This is a genomic window from Paraburkholderia lebeckiae, assembly GCF_014201005.1.
In the GTDB taxonomy this organism is placed as follows: Bacteria; Pseudomonadota; Gammaproteobacteria; order Burkholderiales; family Burkholderiaceae; genus Paraburkholderia; species Paraburkholderia tuberum.
Genome location: NZ_JACHDK010000014.1, coordinates 46,671 through 73,626, shown reverse-complemented (window position 1 = coordinate 73,626; position 26,956 = coordinate 46,671). Strand labels below are relative to the sequence as shown.

Annotated in this window: 31 protein-coding genes and 1 tRNA gene; 27 read left to right on the top strand and 5 right to left on the bottom strand. The window is 63.6% G+C overall.

Features of this window, described 5'->3' with window-relative positions; translation table 11 throughout:
• The first annotated feature begins 16 nt into the window (after window positions 1-16).
• The 15 genes from murA to tatC all read left to right on the top strand — a co-directional run bounded on the left by murA (window position 17) and on the right by tatC (window position 11,813).
• Window positions 17-1,279 carry a UDP-N-acetylglucosamine 1-carboxyvinyltransferase gene (murA, locus tag HDG39_RS23935; RefSeq protein ID WP_184009192.1) on the top strand — a complete coding sequence of 421 codons (1,263 nt, stop codon included), beginning with the start codon at window positions 17-19 and terminating at the stop codon, window positions 1,277-1,279.
• On the top strand, window positions 1,276-1,977 hold the full coding sequence (gene hisG / locus HDG39_RS23930) for an ATP phosphoribosyltransferase (protein ID WP_184009190.1): 702 nt from the start codon (window positions 1,276-1,278) through the stop codon (window positions 1,975-1,977). Before murA ends, hisG begins: the two co-directional genes overlap by 4 nt.
• Before the next feature lie 58 nt (window positions 1,978-2,035).
• Window positions 2,036-3,370 carry a histidinol dehydrogenase gene (hisD, locus tag HDG39_RS23925; RefSeq protein WP_184009188.1) on the top strand — a complete coding sequence of 445 codons (1,335 nt, stop codon included), beginning with the start codon at window positions 2,036-2,038 and terminating at the stop codon, window positions 3,368-3,370.
• Between the two features lie 243 nt (window positions 3,371-3,613).
• Window positions 3,614-4,684: a histidinol-phosphate transaminase gene (gene hisC, locus HDG39_RS23920; protein WP_184009186.1), complete on the top strand. Its 1,071-nt coding sequence runs from the start codon at window positions 3,614-3,616 to the stop codon at window positions 4,682-4,684.
• A 115-nt stretch (window positions 4,685-4,799) separates the two neighbouring features.
• Window positions 4,800-5,387: an imidazoleglycerol-phosphate dehydratase HisB gene (gene hisB, locus HDG39_RS23915; protein WP_013090696.1), complete on the top strand. Its 588-nt coding sequence runs from the start codon at window positions 4,800-4,802 to the stop codon at window positions 5,385-5,387.
• Between the two features lie 161 nt (window positions 5,388-5,548).
• Window positions 5,549-6,190: an imidazole glycerol phosphate synthase subunit HisH gene (hisH, locus tag HDG39_RS23910; protein ID WP_184009184.1), complete on the top strand. Its 642-nt coding sequence runs from the start codon at window positions 5,549-5,551 to the stop codon at window positions 6,188-6,190.
• Window positions 6,191-6,371: 181 nt separating this feature from the next.
• Window positions 6,372-7,124 (top strand): 1-(5-phosphoribosyl)-5-[(5-phosphoribosylamino)methylideneamino]imidazole-4-carboxamide isomerase, encoded by a 753-nt coding sequence (gene hisA / locus HDG39_RS23905; protein WP_018420070.1) that lies wholly within the window; start codon window positions 6,372-6,374, stop codon window positions 7,122-7,124.
• 246 nt (window positions 7,125-7,370) lie between these two features.
• Window positions 7,371-8,144 carry an imidazole glycerol phosphate synthase subunit HisF gene (hisF, locus tag HDG39_RS23900; protein ID WP_184009182.1) on the top strand — a complete coding sequence of 258 codons (774 nt, stop codon included), beginning with the start codon at window positions 7,371-7,373 and terminating at the stop codon, window positions 8,142-8,144.
• Between the two features lie 4 nt (window positions 8,145-8,148).
• Window positions 8,149-8,556, top strand: a complete 408-nt coding sequence (gene hisI, locus HDG39_RS23895; protein ID WP_018420072.1) for a phosphoribosyl-AMP cyclohydrolase — start codon at window positions 8,149-8,151, stop codon at window positions 8,554-8,556.
• A complete protein-coding gene (locus HDG39_RS23890) occupies window positions 8,553-8,948 on the top strand; it encodes a phosphoribosyl-ATP diphosphatase (RefSeq protein ID WP_184009180.1) in 396 nt (131 codons plus the stop codon). The genes hisI and HDG39_RS23890 overlap by 4 nt, the downstream gene beginning before the upstream one ends.
• Before the next feature lie 87 nt (window positions 8,949-9,035).
• The gene (locus HDG39_RS23885) at window positions 9,036-9,431 is read left to right on the top strand and encodes a DUF4870 family protein (protein ID WP_184009178.1); all 396 of its coding nucleotides are present in this window, start codon (window positions 9,036-9,038) and stop codon (window positions 9,429-9,431) included.
• 93 nt (window positions 9,432-9,524) lie between these two features.
• The gene (locus HDG39_RS23880; protein ID WP_018420075.1) at window positions 9,525-9,890 is read left to right on the top strand and encodes a histidine triad nucleotide-binding protein; all 366 of its coding nucleotides are present in this window, start codon (window positions 9,525-9,527) and stop codon (window positions 9,888-9,890) included.
• A gap of 266 nt (window positions 9,891-10,156) precedes the next feature.
• Complete coding sequence (gene tatA / locus HDG39_RS23875; RefSeq protein WP_018420076.1) at window positions 10,157-10,402, top strand: Sec-independent protein translocase subunit TatA; 246 nt, start codon at window positions 10,157-10,159, stop codon at window positions 10,400-10,402.
• A 48-nt stretch (window positions 10,403-10,450) separates the two neighbouring features.
• Complete coding sequence (tatB, locus tag HDG39_RS23870; protein ID WP_090802078.1) at window positions 10,451-10,993, top strand: Sec-independent protein translocase protein TatB; 543 nt, start codon at window positions 10,451-10,453, stop codon at window positions 10,991-10,993.
• A 34-nt stretch (window positions 10,994-11,027) separates the two neighbouring features.
• Window positions 11,028-11,813, top strand: coding sequence for a twin-arginine translocase subunit TatC (gene tatC / locus HDG39_RS23865; RefSeq protein WP_018420078.1), 786 nt, complete (start codon window positions 11,028-11,030; stop codon window positions 11,811-11,813).
• 90 nt (window positions 11,814-11,903) lie between these two features.
• On the opposite strand, the gene HDG39_RS23860 is transcribed toward tatC, so the two are convergent.
• Entirely contained in the window at window positions 11,904-13,127 is a 1,224-nt protein-coding gene (locus tag HDG39_RS23860; RefSeq protein ID WP_018420079.1) for a Do family serine endopeptidase, read from the bottom strand.
• A gap of 19 nt (window positions 13,128-13,146) precedes the next feature.
• Between HDG39_RS23860 and HDG39_RS23855 the strand changes: the two genes are divergently transcribed.
• From HDG39_RS23855 to HDG39_RS23820, 8 genes are all read left to right on the top strand, one after another.
• The gene (locus HDG39_RS23855; RefSeq protein ID WP_184009176.1) at window positions 13,147-13,893 is read left to right on the top strand and encodes a Nif3-like dinuclear metal center hexameric protein; all 747 of its coding nucleotides are present in this window, start codon (window positions 13,147-13,149) and stop codon (window positions 13,891-13,893) included.
• Window positions 13,894-14,113: 220 nt separating this feature from the next.
• Complete coding sequence (gene petA, locus HDG39_RS23850; protein WP_090802072.1) at window positions 14,114-14,734, top strand: ubiquinol-cytochrome c reductase iron-sulfur subunit; 621 nt, start codon at window positions 14,114-14,116, stop codon at window positions 14,732-14,734.
• Window positions 14,734-16,113: a cytochrome b gene (locus HDG39_RS23845; protein ID WP_184009174.1), complete on the top strand. Its 1,380-nt coding sequence runs from the start codon at window positions 14,734-14,736 to the stop codon at window positions 16,111-16,113. The genes petA and HDG39_RS23845 overlap by 1 nt, the downstream gene beginning before the upstream one ends.
• Window positions 16,114-16,136: 23 nt before the next feature.
• Window positions 16,137-16,892: a cytochrome c1 gene (locus HDG39_RS23840; protein ID WP_026225716.1), complete on the top strand. Its 756-nt coding sequence runs from the start codon at window positions 16,137-16,139 to the stop codon at window positions 16,890-16,892.
• A gap of 95 nt (window positions 16,893-16,987) precedes the next feature.
• Window positions 16,988-17,599 (top strand): glutathione S-transferase N-terminal domain-containing protein, encoded by a 612-nt coding sequence (locus HDG39_RS23835; protein ID WP_006052302.1) that lies wholly within the window; start codon window positions 16,988-16,990, stop codon window positions 17,597-17,599.
• A gap of 67 nt (window positions 17,600-17,666) precedes the next feature.
• Complete coding sequence (locus HDG39_RS23830) at window positions 17,667-18,164, top strand: ClpXP protease specificity-enhancing factor (RefSeq protein WP_184009172.1); 498 nt, start codon at window positions 17,667-17,669, stop codon at window positions 18,162-18,164.
• A gap of 19 nt (window positions 18,165-18,183) precedes the next feature.
• Window positions 18,184-18,259: transfer RNA gene (locus HDG39_RS23825), tRNA-Thr, on the top strand.
• A gap of 431 nt (window positions 18,260-18,690) precedes the next feature.
• On the top strand, window positions 18,691-19,815 hold the full coding sequence (locus HDG39_RS23820) for a methyltransferase (RefSeq protein WP_184009170.1): 1,125 nt from the start codon (window positions 18,691-18,693) through the stop codon (window positions 19,813-19,815).
• Window positions 19,816-19,831: 16 nt separating this feature from the next.
• Here HDG39_RS23820 and HDG39_RS23815 read toward each other — a convergent pair whose 3' ends face one another.
• Complete coding sequence (locus tag HDG39_RS23815; RefSeq protein WP_184009168.1) at window positions 19,832-21,103, bottom strand: TIGR03862 family flavoprotein; 1,272 nt, start codon at window positions 21,101-21,103, stop codon at window positions 19,832-19,834.
• 443 nt (window positions 21,104-21,546) lie between these two features.
• On the opposite strand from HDG39_RS23815, the gene HDG39_RS23810 reads away from it, so the two are divergent.
• Window positions 21,547-21,756 carry a DUF1059 domain-containing protein gene (locus HDG39_RS23810; protein ID WP_018420089.1) on the top strand — a complete coding sequence of 70 codons (210 nt, stop codon included), beginning with the start codon at window positions 21,547-21,549 and terminating at the stop codon, window positions 21,754-21,756.
• 135 nt (window positions 21,757-21,891) lie between these two features.
• Here HDG39_RS23810 and HDG39_RS23805 read toward each other — a convergent pair whose 3' ends face one another.
• On the bottom strand, window positions 21,892-22,212 hold the full coding sequence (locus HDG39_RS23805) for a type II toxin-antitoxin system HicA family toxin (RefSeq protein WP_026225718.1): 321 nt from the start codon (window positions 22,210-22,212) through the stop codon (window positions 21,892-21,894).
• A 363-nt stretch (window positions 22,213-22,575) separates the two neighbouring features.
• Between HDG39_RS23805 and HDG39_RS23800 the strand changes: the two genes are divergently transcribed.
• The gene (locus HDG39_RS23800; protein ID WP_184009166.1) at window positions 22,576-23,418 is read left to right on the top strand and encodes a class I SAM-dependent methyltransferase; all 843 of its coding nucleotides are present in this window, start codon (window positions 22,576-22,578) and stop codon (window positions 23,416-23,418) included.
• Window positions 23,419-23,438: 20 nt separating this feature from the next.
• On the opposite strand, the gene HDG39_RS23795 is transcribed toward HDG39_RS23800, so the two are convergent.
• Window positions 23,439-23,993, bottom strand: coding sequence for a DUF1415 domain-containing protein (locus tag HDG39_RS23795; protein WP_184009164.1), 555 nt, complete (start codon window positions 23,991-23,993; stop codon window positions 23,439-23,441).
• A 58-nt stretch (window positions 23,994-24,051) separates the two neighbouring features.
• The gene (locus HDG39_RS23790) at window positions 24,052-24,699 is read right to left on the bottom strand and encodes a TetR/AcrR family transcriptional regulator (RefSeq protein ID WP_184009162.1); all 648 of its coding nucleotides are present in this window, start codon (window positions 24,697-24,699) and stop codon (window positions 24,052-24,054) included.
• 153 nt (window positions 24,700-24,852) lie between these two features.
• Between HDG39_RS23790 and HDG39_RS23785 the strand changes: the two genes are divergently transcribed.
• Together HDG39_RS23785 and HDG39_RS23780 are read left to right on the top strand one after the other, a co-directional pair.
• Window positions 24,853-26,136: an MFS transporter gene (locus HDG39_RS23785; RefSeq protein ID WP_184009160.1), complete on the top strand. Its 1,284-nt coding sequence runs from the start codon at window positions 24,853-24,855 to the stop codon at window positions 26,134-26,136.
• A 193-nt stretch (window positions 26,137-26,329) separates the two neighbouring features.
• Window positions 26,330-26,923, top strand: a complete 594-nt coding sequence (locus HDG39_RS23780; protein ID WP_018420095.1) for a nitroreductase family protein — start codon at window positions 26,330-26,332, stop codon at window positions 26,921-26,923.
• Window positions 26,924-26,956: the final 33 nt, after the last annotated feature.

Sequence of the window (26,956 nt, the reverse complement as noted above, 5' to 3'; positions counted from 1 at the left end):
TCAGGAACCGACAGGCATGGATAAACTCATCATTGAAGGTGGCTACCCGCTCTCCGGTGAAGTTGTTGTCTCGGGTGCGAAAAACGCGGCATTGCCGATCCTGTGCGCGGGTCTGCTGAGCGCCGATCCGGTGCATCTGGAGAACGTGCCCGATCTGCAGGACGTGCGCACGATGCTCAAGCTGCTCGGCCAGATGGGCGTGCGTATCGAAGCCGGCGAAGGGCGCGTCGCGCTCGACGCGTCGAAGGTCGACAATCTCGTCGCGCCATACGAAATGGTGAAGACGATGCGCGCGTCGATCCTCGTGCTCGGTCCGCTCGTCGCGCGCTTCGGTCATGCGCGCGTGTCGCTGCCGGGCGGCTGCGCGATCGGCGCTCGTCCGGTCGATCAGCACATCAAGGGTCTGCAGGCGATGGGTGCCGAGATCACGATCGAGCACGGCTTCATCGAAGCGCGCGCGAAGCGTCTGAAGGGCGCGCGTATCGTCACCGACATGATCACCGTGACCGGTACCGAGAACCTGCTGATGGCGGCGGTGCTCGCCGAAGGCGAGACGGTCATCGAGAACGCCGCGCGCGAACCCGAAGTGGTCGACCTCGCGCATCTGCTCGTCGCGATGGGCGCGAAGATCGAAGGCATCGGCACCGACCGTCTGGTGATCCATGGCGTCGACAAGCTGCACGGTGCCAAGCACACGGTGATTCCGGACCGCATCGAAGCGGGCACTTTCCTGTGCGCGGTCGCGGCGGCCGGCGGCGACGTCACGCTGAGCAAGATGCGTCCGCTGCTGCTCGAAGCCGTCACCGAAAAGCTGCGCGAAGCGGGCGTCACGGTCGAGGAAGGCGACGACTGGATGCGCGTGCGCATGGACAAGCGCCCGAGCGCGGTCACGTTCCGCACCTCCGAATACCCGGCGTTTCCGACCGACATGCAGGCGCAGTTCATGGCGCTCAACACGATCGCGGACGGTACGTCGCAAGTCGTGGAGACGATCTTCGAAAACCGTTTCATGCACGTCCAGGAGCTGAACCGTCTCGGCGCGAGCATCACGATCGACGGCAACACGGCGCTCGTAACCGGCGTCGAAAAACTGTCCGGCGCGAAGGTGATGGCCACCGATCTGCGCGCGTCCGCGAGTCTTGTGATCGCCGCGCTGCGCGCCGAGGGCGAGACGCTGATCGACCGCATCTATCACCTCGATCGCGGCTACGACCGTATGGAAGCGAAGCTCAATGCGATCGGCGCGAAGGTGCGCCGGGTTTCCGGGAGCGGGGCATGAGTTCGATGCCGCAAACGTCGTCGTCGCCGGCGGTCAGCGCGCCGCTCACGCTCGCGTTGTCGAAAGGGCGTATCTTCGAGGAAACGCTGCCGCTGCTCGCGGCGGCAGGCATCGAGGTAGCGGAAGATCCGGAGAGCTCGCGCAAGCTGATTCTGCCGACCACCGACCCGAACCTGCGCGTGATCGTCGTGCGCGCGACCGACGTGCCGACCTATGTCGAGTACGGCGCGGCCGACTTCGGCGTGGCTGGCAAGGACGTGCTGCTCGAGCATGGCGGCAGCGGCCTGTATCAGCCGGTGGATCTGGACATTGCGCGTTGCCGCATGTCGGTCGCGGTCGCGGCCGGTTTCGATTATGCGAACGCGGTGCGCCAGGGCGCGCGTCTGCGGGTCGCGACCAAGTATGTTGAAACCGCTCGTGAGCATTTTGCCGCCAAGGGCGTTCACGTCGATCTGATCAAGCTGTACGGTTCGATGGAACTCGCTCCGCTGGTTGGTCTCGCCGACGCGATCGTCGACCTGGTCAGCTCGGGCAATACGCTGCGCGCGAACAATCTGGTCGAGGTGGAGGAGATCATGCAGATTTCGTCGCGCCTCGTCGTGAACCAGGCAGCGCTGAAGCTCAAACGCGCCGCGTTGCGGCCGATTCTCGACGCGTTTGCCAATGCTTCGTCGCAAACCGCCGCCCCGGCGGCCTGACTGACGATGGCAATGTGACGTTGCACCGATAGCGCGCCTTACCGAAACGGATACCTGTATGTCTACCAAGATTCGCAAACTCGATTCCACCGCTCGCGACTTCCACAAGTCGCTGCATGCGGTGCTCGCGTTCGAGGCGAGCGAAGACGAAGCCATCGAGCGCGCGGTCGCGCGGATTCTGAACGACGTGAAGGCGCGCGGCGACGAGGCGGTGCTCGAGTACACGAATCGCTTCGATCGCGTCGATGCGAAAAGCGTGGCCGAGCTCGAGCTGCCGATGGCCGAGCTCGAGGCGGCGCTCGAAAGTCTCGAGCCGAAGCGGCGCGCGTCGCTCGAAGCGGCGGCGGCACGCGTGCGCGGCTATCACGAGAAGCAGAAGATCGAGTGCGGCAGCCATAGCTGGCAGTACACCGAAGCCGACGGCACCGTGCTCGGCCAGAAGGTCACGCCGCTCGATCGCGCGGGGATCTACGTGCCGGGTGGCAAGGCCGCGTATCCGTCGTCGGTGCTGATGAACGCGATACCGGCGCGGGTGGCCGGCGTTCGCGAAATCGTGATGGTCGTGCCGACGCCGGACGGCGTGAAGAATCCGCTCGTGCTCGCGGCGGCTCTGCTGGGTGGCGTCGATCGCGTGTTCACGATCGGCGGCGCGCAGGCGGTGGGCGCGCTCGCGTACGGCACGCCGAGCGTGCCCGCGGCCGACAAGATCTGCGGCCCCGGCAACGCGTACGTCGCGTCGGCCAAGCGTCGCGTGTTCGGCACGGTCGGCATCGACATGATCGCCGGGCCGTCGGAAATCCTCGTGTTGTGCGACGGCACGACCGACCCGCGCTGGGTCGCGATGGACCTGTTTTCGCAAGCCGAGCACGACGAGCTCGCGCAGTCGATCCTGCTGTGCCCCGACGACGCGTTCATCGCGCGCGTGCAGGAAGCGATCGACGAACTGCTGCCCACCATGCAGCGCCACGAAGTGATCCGCACGTCGCTCGAAAACCGCGGCGCGCTGATCAAGGTGCGCGACATGGCCGAGGCCTGCGCGATCGCCAACGACATCGCGCCGGAGCACCTTGAAATTTCGGCGCTGGAGCCGCATCAGTGGGCGCAGCAGATCCGTCACGCAGGCGCGATCTTCCTTGGCCGTTACACGAGCGAGAGCCTCGGCGACTATTGCGCGGGCCCGAATCATGTGCTGCCGACGTCGCGTACCGCACGGTTTTCGTCGCCGCTCGGCGTCTATGATTTCTTCAAGCGTTCGAGCCTGATCGAGGTCAGCGCGGAAGGTGCGCAGACGCTCGGCGAGATTGCCGCGGAACTGGCATACGGCGAAGGTCTGCAAGCGCACGCACGCAGCGCCGAATACCGGATGCGGCAGAACAACAACGAACGCGGCTGAGGCGGAGCGCTGATCGCGCTGGCGCGCGGCGGAACTCAAGCAGGCGTAAGCGGGAGCAGGAGAAGCGGCGAGGGCGGCAACCGCCGCCGCATCGACCGGCTTCCATGTTTTCCGGCTTCCACCCGCTCGAGCGACGTATCGAGCCCACCCGCCCCGTTCAATAACGACGACAGAGACCAACCCCAGCGCCCCGCGCTGACGACGCCGACCCGGCGTCTTTCGCCCGGCCCGGCCCCCGAACCTATGACGACACCTCAAGACATCATCCGCAGCGACGTGCTCGCAATGACGAGCTATCCGGTTCCGGATGCCACCGGCTTCATCAAGCTCGACGCGATGGAAAATCCGTTTCCGCTGCCGTCGGAACTTGCCGCGCATCTCGGCCAGCGTCTGGCCGGCGTCACGCTGAATCGTTATCCGGCGCCGCGCCCCGAGCAGTTGATCGAGCGCATTCGTCACGTGATGGGCGTGCCGGCGGGGTGCGACGTGCTGCTCGGCAATGGCTCGGATGAAATCATCAGCATCATGTCGGTCGCGTGCGCGAAGCCGGGCGCGAAGGTGCTCGCGCCGGTGCCGGGCTTCGTCATGTATCAGATGTCGGCGAAGCTGGCGCATCTCGAATTCGTCGGTGTGCTGCTCAAAGCCGACTTCACGCTCGATACCGACGCGATGCTCGCGGCGATCGCCGAGCATGAACCGGCGATCATCTATCTCGCGTATCCGAACAACCCGACCGGCACGCTGTTCGATGACGCCGAAATCGAGCGCATCATCGCCGCGGCGGGCAAGAGCCTCGTCGTGATCGATGAGGCGTATCAGCCGTTTGCGCAGAAGAGCTGGCTGCCGCGCGCCGACCAGTTCGACAACGTCGTCGTGATGCGCACGGTGTCGAAGCTGGGCCTCGCCGGCATTCGCCTCGGTTACCTGGTCGGCAAGCCCGCGTGGCTGACCGAGTTCGACAAGGTTCGCCCGCCGTACAACACCAATGTGCTGACGCAGGCCGCCGCTGATTTCCTGCTGGACCACATCGGCGTGCTCGATGCGCAGGCCGCGCAATTGCGCGACGAACGCGAGAAACTCGCGCAGGCGGTGGCGGCGCTGCCGGGCGCCGAAGTGTTCACTAGCGCGGGCAACTTCCTGCTCGTGCGGGTGCCCGATGCGTCGGTATTGTTCGAGACCCTGCTAACGGCGCGGATTCTGATCAAAAACGTGAGTAAAATGCATCCATTGCTGGCCAATTGCGTGCGTTTGACCGTCGGTTCGCCGAACGAGAACGCCCAGTTGCTCGCCGGCCTGAAACTCGTGTTGCGGTAACCCGCCGCATTGAGCGGCGGCACTGAGCCGCTGCGTTGAACGGCTGCACTGAGCAGCCCGCCAGTTTGTCCACCCCAAATTACTAGCGCTTTTAAGCCAGATTCGAGGAATTGCCATGCGCCTTGCGGAAGTCGTTCGCAACACCAGCGAAACGCAGATCCGTGTGAAGATCAACCTGGACGGCACCGGCCAGCAGAAGCTGGCCACCGGTGTGCCGTTCCTGGACCACATGCTCGACCAGATCGCCCGCCACGGGTTGTTCGACCTCGAGATCGAAGCGCATGGCGACCTGCATATCGACGACCATCACACGGTCGAAGACACCGGCATCACGCTCGGCCAGGCCGTCGCGAAGGCGATCGGCGATCGCAAGGGCATCCGCCGCTACGGCCATTCCTACGTGCCGCTCGATGAAGCGCTGTCGCGCGTCGTGATCGATTTTTCCGGCCGTCCGGGCCTCGAATTTCACGTGCCGTTCACGCGCGCGCGCATCGGCACGTTCGACGTCGACCTGTCGATTGAATTCTTCCGCGGCTTCGTGAACCATGCCGGCGTAACGCTGCACATCGACAACCTGCGCGGCATCAACGCGCACCATCAGCTCGAAACGGTATTCAAGGCATTCGGGCGTGCGTTGCGCATGGCCGTCGAACTCGACGAGCGCGCGGCCGGACAGATTCCGTCGACCAAGGGCAGCCTCTAACGTAATGGCCGTAGCAGGCTTTAACACGGGTTTCACCGCCTCCAACGTCTTCAGGCCACTCACCTTCAAGCGACTCATCGGGCAGGACCGCATTTGCCGGCACGTCGTTTGACGCCGCGCGGCGGCAACGATGGATCGAGGGCAGAGCGGCCAAACTTGAAATGAAAACTTCGATAGCGATTGTGGATTACGGAATGGGCAACCTGCGCTCGGTTGCCCAGGCACTGCGTAGAGCGGCGCCGGAAGCGGACGTGGCGATCGTCGATCGTCCGGAAGCGATCCGCTCGGCCGACCGCGTGGTGCTGCCGGGCCAAGGTGCGATGCCCGACTGCATGCGCAGTCTCGGCGCGTCCGGTTTGCAGGAAGCGGTCGTCGAGGCGTCGCGCAGTAAGCCGCTGATGGGTGTGTGCGTCGGCGAGCAGATGCTGTTCGACTGGAGCGCCGAGGGCGACACGCCGGGTCTGGGTCTGTTGCCCGGCAAGGTGGTGCGCTTCGAGCTCGAAGGCCAGGTGCAGGACGACGGCTCGCGCTTCAAGGTCCCGCAGATGGGCTGGAACCGCGTGCGTCAGGCGCAGCCGCATCCGCTGTGGGACGGTGTCGCCGACAACGCGTTCTTCTACTTCGTGCACAGCTACTACGTGGTGCCGGACAACCCGGCGCATACGTCGGGCGAAACGGTCTACGGCGTGGCCTTTACCTCGGCGGTAGCGCGGGATAACATCTTTGCCACCCAATTCCACCCTGAAAAGAGCGCCGAGGCGGGTTTGCGCGTGTATCGCAACTTCGTGCACTGGAACCCGTGAACGCCTTTTTTCATCCCGTTGCCGCGCGCGCGTCGCGCGGTGCAGCGGTTCCGCATCCGACCGGCGCCCCACTGGAGCGCCGAACGAGTTGTACTAAACTAGCGAGACGGTATTGCGGCGGGCTGACTCGCCAGCCGCTGCCGCCGACCTTCAATCCACTCCCAGATAACACCCGATTGCTATGCTGCTGATTCCCGCCATCGACCTGAAAGATGGTCAGTGTGTACGCCTCAAACAGGGCGATATGGACCAGGCGACGATTTTCTCCGAGGAACCGGCGGCAATGGCCCGACATTGGGTCGACCGCGGCGCGCGTCGTCTGCATCTCGTCGATCTGAATGGCGCGTTCGCCGGCAAGCCGAAGAACGGCGATGCAATCCGGGCGATAGTCGATGAAGTGGGCGGCGCGATTCCGGTTCAGCTGGGCGGTGGGATCCGCGACCTGAACACGATCGAGCGCTATCTGGACGACGGTTTGTCGTACGTGATCATCGGCACGGCCGCGGTGAAGAACCCCGGCTTTCTGCAGGACGCGTGCACCGCGTTCGGCGGTCACATCATCGTTGGTCTCGACGCGAAAGACGGCAAGGTCGCCACCGACGGCTGGAGCAAGCTGACCGGTCACGAAGTGGCCGACCTCGCGCGCAAGTTCGAGGACTACGGCTGCGAGTCGATCATCTACACCGACATCGGCCGTGACGGCATGCTGCAAGGCATCAATATCGAAGCGACGGTGCGCCTTGCGCGCGCGGTCAAGATTCCGGTGATCGCGAGCGGCGGCCTGTCGAACCTCGCGGACATCGAATCGCTGTGCGAAGTCGAAGGCGAGGGCATCGAGGGCGTAATCTGCGGCCGCGCGATCTATTCGGGCGACCTCGACTTCGCGGCCGCGCAGACGCTCGCGGACAAGCTGCGCGAAGCCGACGACGCTTAAGCACGGCGTCGGCCGCGCGTGCTGGGCAGGTTGCGCTCGCCGCCGGCGTTGCGCTCACCTCGGCTTGCGGCACTCGCTCGACCGATGGCTTGCCTGTAACGCGCGTCGCACGATTAAGCGCCCGGAACCTCGCCAGCTTCCGGCCGGCACCTCACTCGCGGCGCGACGCAACCGCTCGCGCCGGCACCGTGCCGCTTGCTCGCAAGCGAGCGGCCTCATCAGCGGTATAGGCAGAATTGCACGATCATGGCTCTAGCTAAACGCATCATCCCCTGTCTCGACGTCACCGCGGGCCGCGTGGTCAAGGGAGTCAACTTCGTCGAACTGCGCGACGCGGGCGACCCGGTCGAAATCGCGCGCCGTTACGACGATCAGGGCGCCGACGAACTGACGTTCCTCGACATCACCGCGACCTCGGATCAGCGCGACCTGATTCTGCCGATCATCGAGGCGGTCGCTTCGCAGGTGTTCATTCCGCTGACGGTCGGCGGCGGCGTGCGCGCGGTCGAAGACGTGCGGCGCCTGCTGAACGCGGGCGCCGACAAGATCAGCATGAATTCGTCGGCGGTAGCGAATCCGCAACTCGTGAAGGACGCGACCGCCAAATACGGCTCGCAGTGCATCGTCGTCGCGATCGATGCGAAGCGCGTGTCGGCCGACGGCGAAACGCCGCGCTGGGAAGTGTTCACGCACGGCGGCCGCAGGGCCACCGGTCTCGATGCGGTCGAATGGGCGCGCAAGATGGCCGAGTTGGGCGCGGGCGAAATCCTGCTGACCAGCATGGATCGCGACGGCACCAGGAGCGGCTTCGACCTTGCGCTCACGCGCGCGGTGTCGGACGCGGTGCCGGTGCCGGTGATCGCCTCGGGCGGCGTCGGCAATCTGCAGCATCTCGCCGACGGCATCAAGAGCGGTCACGCTGACGCGGTGCTCGCCGCGAGCATCTTCCACTATGGCGAACACACGGTCGGCGAGGCCAAGCGCTTCATGGCCGACCAGGGCATTTCGGTGAGGTTGTGACGTGATGAATCCCTCGGCAGTGAACTGGCTCGACAAAGTCAAGTGGGACGCGAACGGCCTCGTGCCGGTGATCGCGCAGGAAGCGTCGACGAGCGACGTGCTGATGTTCGCGTGGATGAACCGCGAGGCTCTCGCGAAGACCGTCGAGACCGGCCGCGCGGTGTATTTCTCGCGCTCGCGCCAGCGCCTGTGGTTCAAGGGTGAGGAGTCGGGCCACGTGCAGCATGTGCATGAAGTGCGACTCGATTGCGACGAAGACGTCGTGCTGCTGAAAGTCGAGCAGGTATCGGGCATCGCGTGCCACACCGGCCGCCACTCGTGCTTTTTCCAGAAATTCGAAGGCTCGGTGGACGACGGCGACTGGCAGGCCGTCGATCCCGTGCTGAAAGACCCCGAACACATCTACAAATGACGCAATCCACGCAAAACCCGTCGCCCGCCACGGCTTCCACGCTCGACACGCTGCTGCGCCTCGCGGCGGTGATCGACAGCCGCAAAGGCGGCGATCCGGACATCTCGTATGTATCGCGCCTGTTCCACAAGGGCGACGACGCGGTGCTGAAAAAGATCGGCGAAGAAGCCACCGAAGTCGTGCTGGCCGCGAAGGACGTGCGCCAGGGCGGCGCACCGAAGGCGCTGGTCGGCGAGGTTGCGGACCTGTGGTTCCACTGCCTCGTGATGTTGTCGCATTTCGATCTGAGCCCCGCCGACGTGATCGCCGAACTCGAGCGTCGCGAAGGCCTGTCGGGCATCGAGGAAAAGGCGCTGCGCAAGAGCCGCGAGCGCGAGGAAAACGGCGACTGAGCAGCCGGAGCGGAAATCTGGCGTTTCCGCTTGAAGTCGCGCGCGCCACCAATATAGCGGTAACCGCACCTCCGGGAGGACGCAAGCATGGAACAGCCGCAAGGAAGCTATCCGCCGCCGGTCTACCGCCACGCGATGGAGCCTGAGCGCGAGCGCAGCCTGCGCACGCTCACGCACGTGCTGTACGCGCTGTATGCGGTCCACTGGCTGACCGGCGGGCTCACCATTCTGATCGCGATCATCATCAACTACGTCAAACGGTCGGACGTGGCCGGTACGCCGTACGAAGCGCACTTCGAATGGCAGATCCGCACGTTCTGGCTGGGCCTCGTCGGTTACGCGATCGGCGCGTTGCTGCTGCTCGTCGTGATCGGCATTCCGGTGCTGTGGGCAGTCAGCATATGGATGTTGTACCGTATTATCAAAGGCTGGCTGTATCTGTACGATAACAAGCCGTTCGCGAATCCGGCCAGTTGGGTCTGAACGCTAGCCGGTCCGTATGGGCGGGCCGGCTTTCGGATCGAACTTCGGCGCGGGCGGCTTCGCTCGCCTAAGTCATACCGCGTCAGGAAAACGATGAGTCACGATCCGAACTGCCTTTTCTGCAAGATTGCCGCTGGCGAAATCCCGTCGACCAGGGTCCACGAAGACGACGAGTTCGTCGCCTTCCGCGACATCCGTCCGGCGGCCGAAACGCATGTGCTGGTGATTCCTCGCAAGCACATTGCAACGCTGTCGAACTGCACGGAAAGCGACGCGCCTCTGCTTGGTAGAATGCTTATCCTGGCCGCGCGACTGGCCGAACAATTGGGGGTCGCGTATAACGGCGGCGAAACGGGCTTTCGCACGGTAATCAATACCGGTCCGGGCGGCGGTCAGGAGGTGTATCACCTGCACGCGCACATTCTCGCGGGACCGCGTCCCTGGCAACGCATGGGCTGAGCGCCGGTTCATGCGCGATGCGTGGCAAGTGCGCACCGCCGCGAGTTTTGGTCGAGGACAATAGCGCTGCCGTTGTTTTTACCGCTGTGTAATAACGTCGACGCGATCGTGTGGCCACAATGACAGGCGTAGAGACGTTGGCCGCATTGCGAGCGAGGCGGTGCAGCCTGCGGTAACGTAGAGATATATGGAGATGAAGCGCACGCGCTTCAGGTTATGCAAATTGGCCGCATCGAGATGCGGCGCCGGGGTTAAGGAGAGTAGTCATGGGTTCGTTGAGTATTTGGCATTGGTTGATCGTTCTGTTGATCGTCGCGCTCGTGTTCGGCACGAAGAAGCTGCGCAACATCGGCAGCGATCTGGGCGGCGCCGTGAAGGGCTTCAAGGAAGGCGTGAAGGAAGCCGATTCGTCGTCGGCCGACGCGCAACAGCAGCAGCGCGAGCTGCCGCGCAACGGCGCGGTGGACGTCGAAGCGAAGGAAAAGACGCAGCAATCGAGCGATTACCGCTAAGTCACGGCCTTCGCGCCGTTCCCGCGTTTCTGACGGACATTCCACTTCATGCTGGACCTCGGTCTAACCAAGATGGCGCTGATCGGCGTCGTCGCGCTGGTCGTCCTCGGGCCTGAGCGCCTGCCGCGTGTCGCCCGCACGGCCGGCGCGCTGTTCGGCCGCGCACAGCGGTACATCAACGACGTTAAGGCCGAAGTCACGCGCGAAATCGAGCTCGACGAATTGCGGCGCATGAAGACCGAGTTCGAGAAGGCCGCGAGCAATGTCGAAACGGCGGTTCAGGACAATCTGCGCAAGCACGAGAATGAACTGAACGAAGCATGGAATAGCGGTACGTCGGTGTCGCCGAGCATCGCCGGCGGCGCGCTCGAAGACGCCGGCAGCGGGGCCAGCGGCAGCGCGGGTGCCACCTCGTGGCCGGTCAGTACGCCGGCCGCCGCGCCCAAACGCAAGACCTGGCGCGTCCAGCAGAGCGCCACGCCCACCTGGTACAAGCGAGCGAGCCTGCGGCGCACGCGCGTGCAGTCGGGCGCCGCGCGCGTTGCGCGGCACACGCCTGCCAACCTGCGTCGTCCGACGCGGTTCTTCTGATGTTCAGATCGACAATCTCTAACCGAGGGCCGGTGTGAGCGACCCCCAGCAATCCCAGAACGAAGGCACTGAAGAGACCTTCATTTCCCACCTCGTCGAACTGCGTGATCGGATCATCCGTGCGGGGCTCGCCGTCGTCGTCGTGTTCATCGGGCTCGTGTACTGGGCGCCGGACATCTTCAAACTGCTCGCCCGTCCGCTGATGATGAATCTGCCGAAGGACGGCAAGATGATCGTCACAGACGTCACCGGCTCGTTCTTCGTGCCGATGAAGGTGACGATGCTGGTCGCCTTCGTGATCGCGCTGCCGGTCGTGCTGTACCAGATTTGGGCGTTCGTTGCGCCCGGGCTCTATCAGCACGAGAAGAAGCTGGTCGCGCCGCTGGTCGCGAGCAGTTACACGCTGTTCCTATGCGGCATGGCGTTCGCGTACTTCGTCGTGTTTCCGACCATTTTCCGCGTGATGGCGCACTACAACGCGCCGCTCGGCGCGGAAATGACAACCGATATCAACAATTACCTGAGCTTCGTGCTGACGATGTTCATCGCGTTCGGCGTCACGTTCGAGGTGCCGATCGTCGTCGTGCTGCTGGTGCGGATGAACGTGGTGACGCTGAAGAAGCTGAAGGAGATCCGGCCGTATGTGATCGTCGGCGCGTTCGTGGTGTCGGCCGTCGTAACGCCGCCGGACGTGTTTTCGCAGTTGATCCTCGCGGTTCCGCTGATTCTGCTGTATGAAGCTGGCATCGTCGCGGCGCGGTTGATCGTCGGCAAGCAGCCGGTGGTCGTGGAGGATGCGAGTCCGCCGCCGTCCAGTTGAGGTGTCGCGAGTCAGTGCCGGGCGTTAAATGAAAAAGGGCAGTTCATTGCGGACTGCCCTTATTCATTGCGTGGAATCGCGGCATTAGCTTCAGCCGCCTTCGTCATCCGGCTGATCGCCGCCGCCGTTGTCGTCTTCCGTCTGTTTCGGCGGCGGCGGGCGTTTGCCGATCTTCACGTCGAGATCGATCTGATGACCTTTGCGCACCAGATGCACTTTCGCCGCCGTACCGGGCTTGATCTGCGCGATCACGTTCAACAGACGCGTGGTATCGGTGATCGCCTGGCCGTTTACGCTCGTCAGGATGTCGCCGGGCTTGATGCCCGCGCGGTCGGCCGGGCCGCTTTTCAGCACGCCCGCGACAATCGCGCCCGACTTCTGATCGAGCCCGAACGACTCCGCGATTTCCGGCGTTACGTCCTGCGGTTCGACGCCGATCCAGCCGCGCGTGACCGTTCCGGTCGTAATGATGCTCTCGAGCACGCTGCGCGCGGTCGACACCGGAATCGCGAAGCCGATGCCGAGCGAGCCGCCCGAGCGGGAGTAGATGGCGGTGTTGATGCCGAGCAGGTTGCCGTTCACGTCGACGAGCGCACCGCCCGAGTTGCCGGGGTTGATCGGGGCGTCGGTCTGGATGAAGTTTTCGAACGTATTGATGCCGAGATGGTTGCGGCCGAGCGCGCTGACGATGCCCATCGTCACGGTCTGCCCGACGCCGAACGGATTGCCGATCGCGAGCACGACGTCGCCGACGCGGGTCTGGTCCATCCGGCCGAGCGTGATGGTGGGCAGATTGGTCATATTGACCTTGAGCACGGCCAGATCGGTTTCGGGGTCGATGCCGATGACCTTCGCGCTGGCGGTGCGGCCATCGGCGAGCGCGATTTCGATCTGATCGGCGCCGTCGACGACGTGCTGGTTCGTTAGAATGTAACCTTCCGAACTCACTATCACGCCTGAGCCGAGATTCGAGGCAGGCTGCTCCTGCTGCTTGCGATTGTTCCTGTCGCCGAAGAAGTAGCGGAACAGCGGATCTTTGGCGCGCGGGTCGGGAGGCAGCGAGCCATCCTTGCTGGAGAACACGTTGACGACCGCGGGCATGGCCTTTTGCGCCGCTTCGGCATAGGACGTCTCGGCATGGCCAGTGCCGATGCCCGGCGCCACTTCCCGCAGCGCGACGATCGGTTCGGCGAGTTGTCTGCCGAATTGTCCTTGACGCTGCAGCCAATGCGGTTTGAGGGTCGCAATGATGAACATCAGCGCCAACAGCACCGTCACCGCTTGGGCAAATAACAGCCAGAAGCGTCTAAGCATCTGAAGACTAGAGGTCTATATGGATCGGATTGAACTTGAATTGTACTTGAACAATCTCCTTGAAACCGCGCGCTTCAAGGACTATTGCCCGAACGGATTGCAGGTCGAAGGACGCCGCCGGATCAACAAACTCGCGACCGGCGTGACCGCGTCGGTGGCCTTCCTGGAGTCCGCGCTCGACTGGGGCGCGGACGCCGTGCTGGTCCATCACGGCTACTTCTGGCGCAACGAGGCACCGCAGATAACCGGCCGCAAACATGCTCGTTTGAAGCTGCTGCTCGCCAACGACCTGAACCTGTTCGCCTACCATCTGCCGCTCGACGATCATCCCGAGTTCGGCAACAACGCGCAGATCGGCGAGAAGATGGGCTGGATCAGCGACGCGCGTTTCGGTGACAACGATCTCGGCTGGCTCGCTACGCTGCCGATGCCGATCACGCTGTCGCACCTCACCGCGGAAATCGAGCAGACGCTGGGCCGCACGCCGCTCGTGTTCGGCGATCCGGATATGGAACTGCGCCGCGTCGGCTGGTGCACGGGCGCCGCGCAAGGCATGTTCGACGCGGCGATCAACGCGGGTGTCGACGTCTACGTGACCGGCGAGGTATCGGAGTCGGTGATGCATACGGCGGCGGAAAGCGGCGTCGCGTTTCTGGCTGCTGGCCACCACGCGACCGAGCGCTTCGGCGTGCAGGCGGTGGGCAAGCATCTGTCCGAATCGTTCGATATCGAACATCTGTTTATCGATATCCCCAATCCCGTTTGAATTGCGAATTGCATTAACGAAGAACAAAGCAGGAATACCGCAGAAGGCACTTAAAAGGAGGTGCGAAAAAGTTTGCGATCGGTACGGACAAACCCTGAGTTATCAAGGGCTTCGCACGGTTTTTGGCAATCGGCCCTTGTAAATGGCGACTCCATTCGAGCAAACTAGCGGCGGTAGAAGCGACGTGAAGGAAAAATCCAACTCAGAAGTGGGGCGTGTAATGCGAGACAAAGAAGAGGAACGCGTCGATGGCAGCCGCCGTAACTGGCTGGTAGCGACGACCGTAGCAGGCGGCATAGGAGGTGTTGCCGTTGTCGTACCCTTTGTTAGTTCGTTTGCACCATCCGAAAAGGCCAAGGCCGCAGGTGCCCCGGTCGAGGTCGATATCAGTGGTCTGAAGCCCGGCGACATGATGACGGTCGCCTGGCGTGGCAAGCCAGTGTGGATCATCAACCGCACGGACCGCATGCTCGCCGATGTTCAAAAAGCCGACAGCCAGGTAGCGGACCCCCACTCGCTGAATCCGTTCTCGATGCCGCTGCCGGACTACTGCAACAACGAATTCCGTTCACGCGCCGAGAACAAGCATCTGCTCGTCGCTGTTGCCGTTTGCACGCATCTGGGCTGCACGCCGACGCCGCGCTTCCAGGAAGGCCCGCAGCCGAATCTCCCCGACGACTGGCCCGGCGGCTTCCTGTGCCCGTGCCACGGTTCGACCTACGACATGGCCGGCCGCGTCTTCAAGAACAAACCCGCTCCGCAGAACCTCGACATCCCGCGCTTCATGTTCACGTCGGCGACGGCCCTTGTGATCGGGAAGGACGAAAAAGGAGAAGCGTAATGGCGAGCGAACACGAAGTAGAGACGACCGGGCTGGCTGGTTGGATCGACCAGCGCTTCCCGATGACTGCCACGTGGAAGAAGCACGTTTCCGAGTACTACGCGCCGAAGAACTTCAACTTCTGGTACTTCTTCGGTTCGCTTGCGTTGCTGGTGCTGGTCAACCAGATCGTCACCGGCATATTCCTGACGATGAACTACAAGCCCGACGCGACGCTCGCGTTCTCGTCGGTCGAGTACATCATGCGCGAGGTGCCGTGGGGCTGGCTGATCCGCTACATGCACTCGACGGGTGCGTCGATGTTTTTCGTCGTCGTGTATCTGCACATGTTCCGCGGGCTCATGTACGGCTCGTACCGCAAGCCGCGCGAGCTCGTGTGGATTTTCGGCTGCCTGATCTTCCTGAGCCTGATGGCCGAGGCGTTCTTCGGCTATCTGCTGCCGTGGGGGCAGATGTCGTTCTGGGGCGCGCAGGTGATCGTGAACCTGTTCTCGGCGATTCCGTTCATCGGGCCGGATCTGTCGCTGTGGATTCGCGGCGACTACGTCGTGTCCGACGTCACGCTGAACCGCTTCTTCGCGTTCCACGTGATCGCGATTCCGCTGGTGCTGGTCGGCCTCGTGATCGCGCACCTGGTCGCGCTGCACGAAGTCGGCTCGAACAACCCGGACGGCATTGAGATCAAGGCCAAGAAGGGCCCGGATGGCGTGCCGCTCGACGGCATTCCGTTCCACCCGTACTACTCGGTGCACGACTTCATGGGCGTGGCGATCTTCCTGTTGATCTTCGCCGCGATCATCTTCTTCGCGCCGGAAATGGGTGGGTACTTCCTTGAAGCCAACAACTTCATCCCCGCGAATCCGTTGCAGACGCCGCCGGAAATTGCGCCTGTGTGGTACTTCACCGCCTTTTATGCGATGCTGCGCGCCACCACCGATCCATTCAAGATCGTGCTGATGATCGTCATCGCGCTACTCGGGTTGCTGGCGCTCGTGCGCGCGCGCGGCAAGTGGAAGCTCGGTCTGCCGGTGCTTGCGGTGCTGGTGATCGTCGCGATGGTGTTCACCGAATCGAAGTTCTGGGGCGTCGTGGTGATGGGCAGCGCGGTGATTTCGCTGTTCTTCCTGCCGTGGCTGGACCGGTCGCCGGTCAGGTCTATCCGCTACCGGCCGTTCTTCCACAAGGTTTTCTTCGGGATCTTCGTGATCGCGTTCCTGACGCTCGGCTTCCTCGGCACGCGACCGCCATCGCCGGCCGCGACGCTGATCGCCCAGATCTGCGCGCTGATCTACTTCGCGTTTTTCCTCGGCATGCCCTTCTGGACGCGGCTTGGCAAGTTCAAGCAGCCGCCCGAGCGGGTGCGGTTCAAGCCTCACTAATCGCGAGCCAGGAGAACATGAAGATGAAAAAACTGCTTTCGATGTGCGCGCTGGTCGGCGCGACCGTGCTTGCGCTGTTGGCCGCTCCGGTTCACGCGGACGAGAATTTCCCGCTCGATCGCGCCCCGGACAACACGAACAATTTCGCTTCTTTGCAGCACGGCGCGCAATTGTTTGTAAACTACTGCCTGAATTGCCACAGCGCGAACCTGATGCGCTACAACCGCCTGACCGATCTCGGCATCACGCCGAACGAAATCCAGGCGAACCTGCTGTTCACCACCGACAAGGTCGGCAACACGATGACCGTGGCGATGCGCCCGGAGGACGCGAAAGGGTGGTTTGGGGCGACGCCGCCGGACCTGTCGGTGGAGGCGCGGGCGCGCGGCACGGACTGGCTTTACACGTATCTGCGGAGTTTTTACCGAGACGATACGCGGCCGACCGGCTGGAACAATCTGGTGTACCAAAACGTGAGCATGCCTCACGTGCTGTGGCAGCTTCAGGGGCAGCGTGCGGCGAAATTCGGCGACGAAACCGACGAAAAAACCGGCGAAAAAGTACACAAATTCCTCGGCTTCCAGCAACTGACTCCGGGGACGATGTCGCCGGTAGATTATGATTCTGCTGTGGCCGACCTCGTGTCGTACCTGTCATGGATGTCCGAACCGACGCAGCAAACCCGCAGGCAACTTGGCGTGTGGGTGCTGTTGTTCCTCGGTATCCTGAGCTTTTTCGCCTGGCGACTGAACGCCGCGTACTGGAAACATATCAAATAATCACGCCGTTACATGGCGTGGGGCCGGCGCCAGGAAAAACCTGCTGAACGGTTTTTCCGCGCGCTGGCCCTTCAGCTTTTTGAGGAAACGTAAACATGATGGTTCTGTATTCCGGCACTACTTGCCCGTTCTCCCAGCGTTGCCGGCTGGTGTTGTTCGAAAAGGGCATGGACTTCGAGATCCGCGACGTCGACCTGTTCAACAAGCCGGAAGACATCGCCGTGATGAATCCGTATGGTCAGGTGCCGATTCTCGTCGAACGGGACCTGATTCTGTACGAATCGAACATCATCAACGAGTACATCGACGAGCGCTTCCCGCACCCGCAGCTGATGCCGGCCGATCCGGTCCAGCGCGCGCGTGCCCGCCTGTTCCTGCTCAACTTCGAGAAAGAGCTGTTCGTTCACGTCGGCACGCTCGAAAATGAGAAGGGCAAGGCAGCGGAGAAGAATCACGAGAAGGCGCGCCTCGCGATCCGCGATCGCCTGACGCAGCTCGCGCCGATCTTCCTGAAGAACAAGTACATGCTCGGCGAAGAGTTCTCGATGCTCGACGTCGCGATCGCACCGCTGCTTTGGCGCCTTGACCACTATGGTATCGAGCTGTCGAAGAACGCCGCGCCGCTGATGAAGTACGCCGAGCGCATTTTCAGCCGCCCGGCTTATATCGAAGCGCTGACGCCGTCGGAAAAGGTGATGCGTCGTTGAGTTTGGCTTTGGAGCGCGGACGCCGCATCGCTTCGATGCGACGTCCGCGCCCGCAAGAGGACTGCTGATGCAAGAGATTTCCACGAAGCCTTATCTGTTGCGCGCGCTCTACGAGTGGTGCACGGATAACGGCTACACACCGCATATCGCGGTCCGCGTCGACAATCAGACGCGCGTGCCCCGTCAGTTCGTGCGCGACAACGAAATCGTGTTGAACATCAGCTTCGAGGCGACCAGCCAGTTGCAGATGGGCAACGAGTGGATCGAGTTCAACGCGCGCTTCTCCGGCAAGTCGCACAAGATCGAGGTGCCGGTCGCCAATATCCTCGCGATCTACGCGCGCGAAAACGGCCAGGGTATGGCGTTCCCGGTCGAATCGGCGGGCGGCGAGGCTCAGGATTCGGGCGCGGATGCCGCGGACGAAGCTGACACGCCGGCGGCTCCGCGCGCCGTCGAAACCGCCCCAGCCGACCCGGCCGTGGCCACCGACGCCGACGACAAACCGCAGCCCGACGACGATGGCTCGAAAGGCGGCGGAAGGGCTCGCCTTAAGATCGTGAAATGAAGTAGAATCACGGCCTCATGCCGGCTTAGCTCATCAGGTAGAGCGCTTGACTTGTAATCATGAGGTGGCGGGTTCGAGTCCTGCAGCCGGCACCAGATTGCTTTATCAGCAGTAACTGGAAATGCTAGAAAACCCCGTCGAAGCACACGCTTTGGCGGGGTTTTTCTTTTTTCGGTGGAAATCGGCCGGATCGTTTCTGATGCCGATCACCGAAGCCTTGGCCAGGCTCGCTTGCGACGAGGGTTTCACGCACGTCAAAACGTGCGAGGGGCAGCGTGAGGTGGGCCGCGCGATGGCTCAAAAATTACGATATCTCTTTCACCTTGTCGATTGTGGATATTATTGTCTACTTTCGCTGCGTCTAGACTCACCTCATCACCGTCACCAATCCATGCCGCGTCGCGGATCCGCACGGCGGCGGTACGGTACTATTCGGGCGTCGCCCGGGAGGGCGGGCAGCCGCCGAAGATCCGGTCCGCTGCCGCGGTCCACGTCGCCGGCGACGTCACATCGACTCCATTGCACCATGACCAGCCCCGCAACTCTCACCTGGCCAGAAGCCGACGGCCCGTGCACCGCACGCTGGCGTTCCGAGGCGGCCGTGCCGCCACCGAAGCGCGTCGTCGTCGCCGACGACCGCACCACCGCCGATTCAGCCTACCGCCTCGCCTGCGAAGGCACCGCGCTGCTGTGGCGCGGCGACTTCCAGAACGCGCGCCAACTGCTGCAGGCCGTCACGCGCCGGCTCGAACGCAAGCCGCGCAAGCAGGGAGCGACACCGCTCGACGCGTTCAACCTGCATCGGCAGGCGCAGTCGCAGCGCGCGCGCACGCTCGGCATGATCCTGATTCCGCTCGATGCCGACTACACCATTCCGCTGCATCGCGCCCCCGACGTGCGGCAGGCCTGCATCGAAGCTTATGGACCGGCGACCGGTGACGCGTCGGTCGTGTCGTTGCGCGAGTTGCTCGGTTTGATCGGCGCGCACGAATGGCGCAAGAAGGGCGTCGAGATTGCGGCGCTCGGCGAGCGCATCCATCCGCACTACGGTGTGTTCTCACCGGTGCGCGGCGAGTACGTCGATCTGGTCGCGCGCACGCCGCTGCCGTCGCTGGACCTCGCGTTCGATATCGGCACCGGCACTGGCGTGCTGGCCGCGCTGCTGGCCAAACGCGGCGTGCGCAAGATCGTCGCGACAGACCAGGATGCGCGCGCGCTTGCGTGTGCTCGTGAAAATCTCGCACGACTTGGTTTCGCCGAGCAGGTCGAGATCGTGCAGGCCGATCTGTTTCCGGACGGTCGCGCACCGCTCGTCGTCTGCAATCCGCCGTGGGTGCCGGCGCGGCCCGCGTCGCCGCTCGAATACGCGGTCTACGATCCGGACAGCCGCATGCTGGTCGGCTTCCTGAACGGCCTCGCCGATCATCTGACGCAGGGCGGCGAGGGCTGGCTGATCATTTCGGATTTCGCCGAGCACCTTGGGCTGCGTACGCGCGAGTGGCTACTCGCGGCGATCGAGCACGCGGGGCTCAGTGTCGTGGGACGCGAGGACATTCGTCCACGGCATCCGAAGGCTAGCGATCAGAACGATCCGTTGTATGTTGCGCGAGCGGCCGAGGTCACGTCGTTGTGGCGGCTCAAGGTGCGGTGATTGGCGACTGCGCGCGTCACGCCGACGTGCCGTGCGCTTCCAGATACGCGCATGCGCCCCGGCCAGCGACCAGCCCGCTGGCAAAGCAGGCGGTCAGCAGATAACCACCAGTCGGCGCCTCCCAATCGAGCATTTCGCCCGCGCAGAATGCGCCGGGCATCCGGTCGATCATCAGATGCGCGTCCAACGCCTCGAACCGGATTCCGCCCGCCGTACTGATCGCTTCCTCGATCGGTCGCGCGCGCAGCAGTCGCATCGGCAGCGCCTTGATCGCGTGGGCGAGGCCGCGCGCATCGGCGAATGCTTCTTTCGACAGAATCTCGTGCAACAACGCCAGCTTGACCCCGCCGATTCCGATTCGCCCGTGCAGATGGCTCGCGATCGAGCGTGAGCCGCGCGGCCGCGTCACTTCCTCAACGACTCGCTCGAGCGGCAAGCCTGGCGCGAGATCCAGCGCGATCGTGATCTCGCCGCCGGCGAGAATTCGCTCGCGGATCGGCGCCGACAACGCGTAAATCAGGCTCCCTTCGAGGCCCGTTTCGGTCAAAAGTATTTCACCTTGTCGATTGTGGACTTTTCCGTCTACGCCGGTGAGGGAAATCGCGACCGTCTTGATCGGCTGACCCGCGAAACGCTCGCGCAGATACGGGCTCCAGTCCGCGTCGAAGCCGCAGTTCGCGGGACGCAGCGGCGTCACCGGCACGTCGCGCGACGTCATCAGCGGCACCCACGCAGCGTCGGAGCCGAGACGCGGCCAACTGGCGCCCCCGAGCGCGAACACGACCGCGTCGCAGCTGACCGTCTGCTCGCCGTCGGGCGTGTCGAAGCGCAACGCGTGGGCGGCGCCGTCTTCGGATGTTGACGCCCAGCCGCTCCACTTGTGACGCATATGAAACTGCACACCCGCTTCGCGCAGCCGATGCAGCCACGCGCGCAGCATCGGCGCGGCCTTCATGTCGGACGGAAATACGCGCCCCGAACTGCCGACGAACGTCTCGACGCCCAACTCGCGCAACCATGCGCGCAGCGCGTCGGGACCGAACGCGTCGAGTAATGGCGCGATGCGCTCGCGGCGCGAGCCGTAGCGCTCGAGAAACGGCGTGAGGGCTTCCGAATGCGTGATGTTCATGCCGCCTTTGCCCGCCATCAGGAATTTGCGGCCGACCGACGGCTTCGCGTCATATACATGGACTTGCACGCCGCGCCGGGCAAGCGTCTCGGCGGCCATCAGGCCGGCGGGGCCGCCGCCGATCACGGCGACGCGGGCGGAATTGAGCGGGAATGACATGCGGTTCAGCGGATCAACGGGGGAGAAAAGGCGGTGCGCCGCGGTGACCGAGCGGATATGCGGTGCGAAGGGCGCTATTGTCACACCGCGCGCGGCGCGCGGCAAACGTCGACAAACTCCGTCGAACTGTGCTCGGTACTGGCAAATAGGCGGCTATTCGGCCCGGCGACCGGGCTCGATTGCCCCAGACCGGAAAATACTGGATTCAGTCTTTCTCCCGGCCGTTGCGCATCGCGTTCACCGCTTGGCTCGCGCCGCACGCGACCTATACTTTTCAAACACCTTCCATCAGTCGCCGTTCGCGTCGTTTCTCGCGTTAATCCCCAATCACGTCACTTCCGACGCAGCCGCCGCGGTGCGCTTCACTGCCGCGCGCCGGCAGCCGAGGCGCATCGCCTGTCGAATCGGTGGAAGGGTCGATCATCAGGTTCAAGGAGATTGCCATGACCCGCAAATATATCGACTGTCGCGAGTTTCCGAGCGAAACGAACTGCACTGTCGCGCTATCCGCCGACAGCGACGGCGAACTGCTCGAAGCCGCGGTCCAGCATGCCGTCAGCGTTCACAAGCACGCGGATTCGCCGGAGCTGCGCGAGCAGTTGAAGACACTATTTCATGAGGGAACGCCGCCCGTCGAGGCGCCGCACGCTTGAGACACCCGTGGCAGGGAGTGTGGAAGCCCGCGTCGCGAGCGGCATCCAGCCGCCCGCGACGCGGGCGTGTTGCAGCAGTCTTGTGGTGACACGAGAAACGCGATACCAAGCCAATCTAACCAGGATGCCGACGCGCTAACCCGGATACGCCTCATCGACCTTCAGCCCGGCGAGCTTGAAGATCACCCGCAACGTCTGCGGCTTGATGTCGCGTCGCGACGCGAGCGTCGTCATCACGAAGTCGAGCACCTTGGCATACTTGAGCATCGTCAGGCAGGTCTCGAGGTCGACGTTGCCGTCGCGCATGACTTCGGCGAGCCGCAGCATTTCCGTGGAGATGTCGCGAGCCATCTCCAGCTCGAGTTGCTGTTTCTCCGACCACGCCGGCGCGGCGGTGAGCTTCGCCAGCATTTCCTGAAACTTCTGTTCGACATTTCCGTTGGGTACCGTATCCATTGCCGCCTCTTCTGTGATCATCCGAGCGCGCGACCCGTTGCAAAGCCGGCCGCTGCTGGTTACGTAATGTTCGGCCCTTGTTGCGGGACCGCTCTCCCCACATGCATCCGGTTCGCGTGTCCGGTTGCACGGCCGGACAGCCTCCTGTTTTCTCAGCCGGCGCTCAAGCTGTTTTCAGCCATTCTCGAGACACTTCCGCGCAACGCTTTTCGAGCAGGAAGTGTTCCCAGTCGACCGCCTGTCTCGCGTGGTCCGGGCGGCGTACTGGCTGGGATTGCTGCACTTTGGGTAAACTGGCAGCAACCTTTCTCTTTTTCCGTCATCTGTCGCACGTTCGCACTGCAATTGATGGCGACCCATACGATGTCCGGCAAAACCCACGAAATCCGTCCCAACCAGTCCGTCGAACTGCTCAAAGAGCTCCACATCCTCACGCGCGACGGCAAGATGAATCAGGACAGCCGTCGCAAGCTGAAGCAGGTCTACCATCTGTTCCAGTTCATCGAGCCGCTACTCAAGGACCTGAAGGACCAGCAGGGGGCGCTGACGCTCGTCGATCACGGCGCGGGCAAGTCATACCTCGGTTTTATCCTGTACGACCTGTTTTTCAAGGAGTTTCAGGACGTCGCTGGTGGGGCTTCGCACATTTACGGCATTGAAACGCGCGAAGAGCTGGTGACGAAGTCCGAAGAGCTGGCGGCGCGGCTCGGCTTCAAGGGGATGTCGTTTCTGAATCTGTCGGTGGCGGAGTCGATCACGTCGACTCGGTTGCCCGCCGAAATCGACATCGTGACCGCGCTGCACGCGTGCAATACCGCCACCGACGACGCGATCCGTTTCGCACTCGAAAAGCACGCGAAGTACATCGTCGTCGTGCCGTGCTGCCAGGCCGAGGTAGCCGGCGTGCTGCGGCAGAACAAGGGCAAGGCTCTGAAGACCGCGCTGACGGAAATCTGGCGGCATCCGCTGCACACGCGCGAATTCGGCAGCCAGATCACGAACGTGCTGCGCTGCCTGCAGCTCGAAGCGCATGGCTATCAGGTCAGCGTGACCGAGCTGGTCGGCTGGGAACACTCGATGAAAAACGAGTTGATCATCGCGCAGTACAAGGACCTGCCGCGGCGCCGGCCCGCTGAGCGGCTCGGCGAAGTGCTCGACGCGCTCGGGCTCGATGCGCTGAAGGAGCGATTTTTCGTGCCGGCCTGAGGCGCGGCCCGGCGCTTCAGTTAGCGCTTCATCAACGCATCCCAGCCCGCGAGGCCAATGCGCCGCAGCGTTTCCTGATTGCGCTCGTAGATCTCTTCCGCGTCGGGAAAGGCCTGCACGGCTCGCTCGATGCTGTCTTCCCGCAGCAGATGCAAGATCGGATAGGGCGCCCGGTTCGTGTAGTTTTCGATATCGTCGGGCTCGCTGCCTTCGAACTGGTAATGCGGATGAAAGCTCGCGATCTGGATGACGCCTTCGAGCCGTAGCTGCCGGACGAGCCGGTCGGCGAAGAAAAGGCAGTCGTTGAAGCCGAGAAAGTCGTCGAACGCGCGCGGCAGGATCAGCAACGTCGTGTCGATGGCGGCGGGGTCGGCGGCGACGAGGGTCTGCAGCTCGGCTTCCAGGTCGGTCAGCACCGCTTCGAGCGTGTCCGCTTCGCTGACCGAATAGCGAATCTGCCCCCTCACATGCACGGCCTTCGCGAACGGACACAGGTTCAGGCCGATCACGGCCTCCATCAGCCAATGACGGGTCGCGGCGATAACGGCATCGTGGGATTCGGCGGGCAGCGGCATGGCGGACGGATGTGACGGGAAAACGCGCAATTCTAAAGGACCCAGCTGACGGACTGGCTCAGCGAACCGGCTTCTCCGCGCAAGCGGCCGCAATCAACTGCGCGGCGACTTTCGGCGCGGCAAGGATCGGCCCGCAGCCCGGCCCGTAAGTCTGGCTCGCCGCGTACACGCCCTCGATCAGCAGACCGAGCCCATCGGCCAGCGCTTGCGGATCGCCGGCGCCGGCCGCCGTCGACAGTTCGACGAGGCGCGCCATCAAGCGCTGCTTGTTGCGGAACACGAACCGCCGCGCCGGATGCGCGGTATCCGAAAACTCCACCGACACATTCACGAACGGGCAGCCGCGGTAATCGTCGACCGAGGCGCGCACTGCGAGGTCGTCGAAGAACTGCCGAAGCTGCTTCGCCGGCTCGCCCGGATGCTTCGCGAAGCTCTTCTCGAGGTAGCGGAAGAACTGCTCGTCCTTCTGTTCCAGATACGCCATCACGAGCTCGTCCTTCGACGAAAACTGCCGGTACAGACTCATCTTGTTCACGCCCGCGCGCTCGACCACCGCATCGACGCCGACCGTGCGCACGCCCTCGCGATAGAACAACTCGCTGGCCGCGCGCAGCAGATGCAGCTGCGCCTGCGGCCCGGCGGTCTGCGCGCCGCGCGCGCGCCGCGCACGAGTAGGAGCGGGCTTGGGGGTTTCGCTGTCGGACATGGCAAGTCACCCGAATGAGATTGACGCCTTGACATGTTACCGACCAGTAACTAAGATCGCAACACTATTGTGACCGATCTGTCACAAGTCATTCACCGAGGCCGTAATGATACGAACGGCGCGGCCACCGGGGCCGCGTCGATGGGAGAACCAATGAACTGGGCTGCGCGACTGATAGGCGGGCGTTTCCACTACGGCTGGTTGACCGTCGCCGTGGTGTTCCTGGTGTTGCTCGCGGCTGCGGGTACGCGAGCGACACCGAGCGTGATGATGGTGCCGCTTGAGCACCAATTCGGCTGGAGCCGCGCGACGATTTCGCTCGCGATCTCGGTGAACATCGCGCTGTACGGGTTGATGGGGCCGTTCGCGGCCGCCGCGATGCAGCGCTTCGGTGTGCGCCCGACGCTGCTGAGCGCGCTGGGCACCATGGCTGCGGGTGTCGCCCTGTCGTCGCTGATGACGCATTCGTGGCAAATGGTGCTGATCTGGGGCGTGATGGTCGGCGGCTCGACCGGAGTAGCGGCGCTGTCGCTGTCGGCGACGGTCGTGACGCGCTGGTTCACGACGCGCCGCGGTCTCGTGATGGGTATCCTGACCGCCAGCTCGGCGACCGGCCAGTTGGTGTTTCTGCCGCTGCTCGCGGCCATCGCCGAGCATTACGGCTGGCGACAGGTCGTGTGGGTCGTCGCGCTCGCGGCGGGCGTCGTGATTCCGCTCGTCGCGTTCCTGCTGCCCGAGCATCCGGCCAGCATGCAGCTGCGCCCGTACGGCGAACCGCATGACGCGCCCATCACGACGACCGTCACCAGGCAGAATCCGCTCGCGATCGCATTCGGCACGCTCGCGTCGGCGAGCAAAACGCGCGACTTCTGGCTGCTGTTCTTCAGCTTCTTCATTTGCGGCGCGAGCACCAATGGCTATGTCGGCACCCATCTGATCGCGATGTGCGGCGACTACGGGATGACCGAAGTGCAGGGCGCGTCGTTGCTCGCGGCGATGGGCGTGTTCGACCTGTTCGGCACGACGATGTCGGGCTGGCTGTCGGACCGCTTCAATAGCCGCGTGCTGCTGTTCTGGTATTACGGGCTGCGGGGGCTGTCGCTGATGTATCTGCCGCACGCGTTCGGCATCGACTTTTTCGGACTGCCGTTGTTCGCGGTGTTCTACGGCCTCGACTGGATCGCCACCGTGCCGCCGACCGTGCGTCTTGCGACCGACGTCTACGGCAAGGAATCGGCGCCGATCGTGTTCGGCTGGGTGGTCGCGGGCCACCAGCTCGGCGCGGCGTTCGCGGCGCTCGGCGCGGGCATGCTGCGCGCGAGTCTTGGCACCTACACGGTCGCATCGATGATTTCCGGCGGCTTGTGTCTGATCGCCGCGGTGATCGTGCTGCGCATCAACCGCCCTGCCAAGGTGCCGACGCCGCAGGCAATCTGAGGCGCCCTCGCGAGCCGCGCGGATTCACCGTCAGCGAAGCACCGACGCACGGCCTCATAACGGGGCCGTGCGCATTTTCTCAGCCAGCACGCATAGCGCCGCGCCGCAACTTGGAGCGCGCACCGAAAGCCCGTTATGCTATGTGGCCTCGGGCAGCCGCCCGACGATCATGAATTTCTACCGAGAGAAGCGCATGGCCACCAAACCCGCCTCAACCGAAGTTGCCATTCACGAGCTGATTGCAGGCCGCTGGAGCCCTCGCGCGTATTCGAGCGAGCCGGTGAGCCGCGATCAGTTGCGAGCCGTGCTCGAAGCGGCGCGCTGGGCGCCGTCTTCATATAACGCGCAGCCTTGGCGTTTTGTCGTATTCGATCGCAGCGTCGACGAAGTCGCATTCAAGAAGGCTTTCGCCACGCTAGTGCCGTTCAACCAGGGCTGGAATGCGCCCGCGCCAGTGCTGATCGCGGTGACCGCGCACACACTGACCAACAAGGGCGACGTAAACCGCTGCGCGTTCTACGACGCCGGCGCGGCGGCAATGGCGCTGGTGCTGCAGGCGCACGCGCTCGGCCTCGCCGCGCACCAGATGAGCGGCTTCGACGTGAACGCGTTCCGTACCACCTTCGAATTACCAAAGGACGTCGAGCCGATCGCGATGATTTCGCTCGGCCATTACGGCGACGTCGACAAACTGGACCCGGTCCTGCGCGAACGCGAGAAGGCGCCGCGTCAACGCGCGGCGCTCGCGGAGATCGCGTACGCCGGCGCTTGGAAGAAGGCGTTCTGAGCGATGGATTCGCTGCGCTTGCCGCGCGATTTC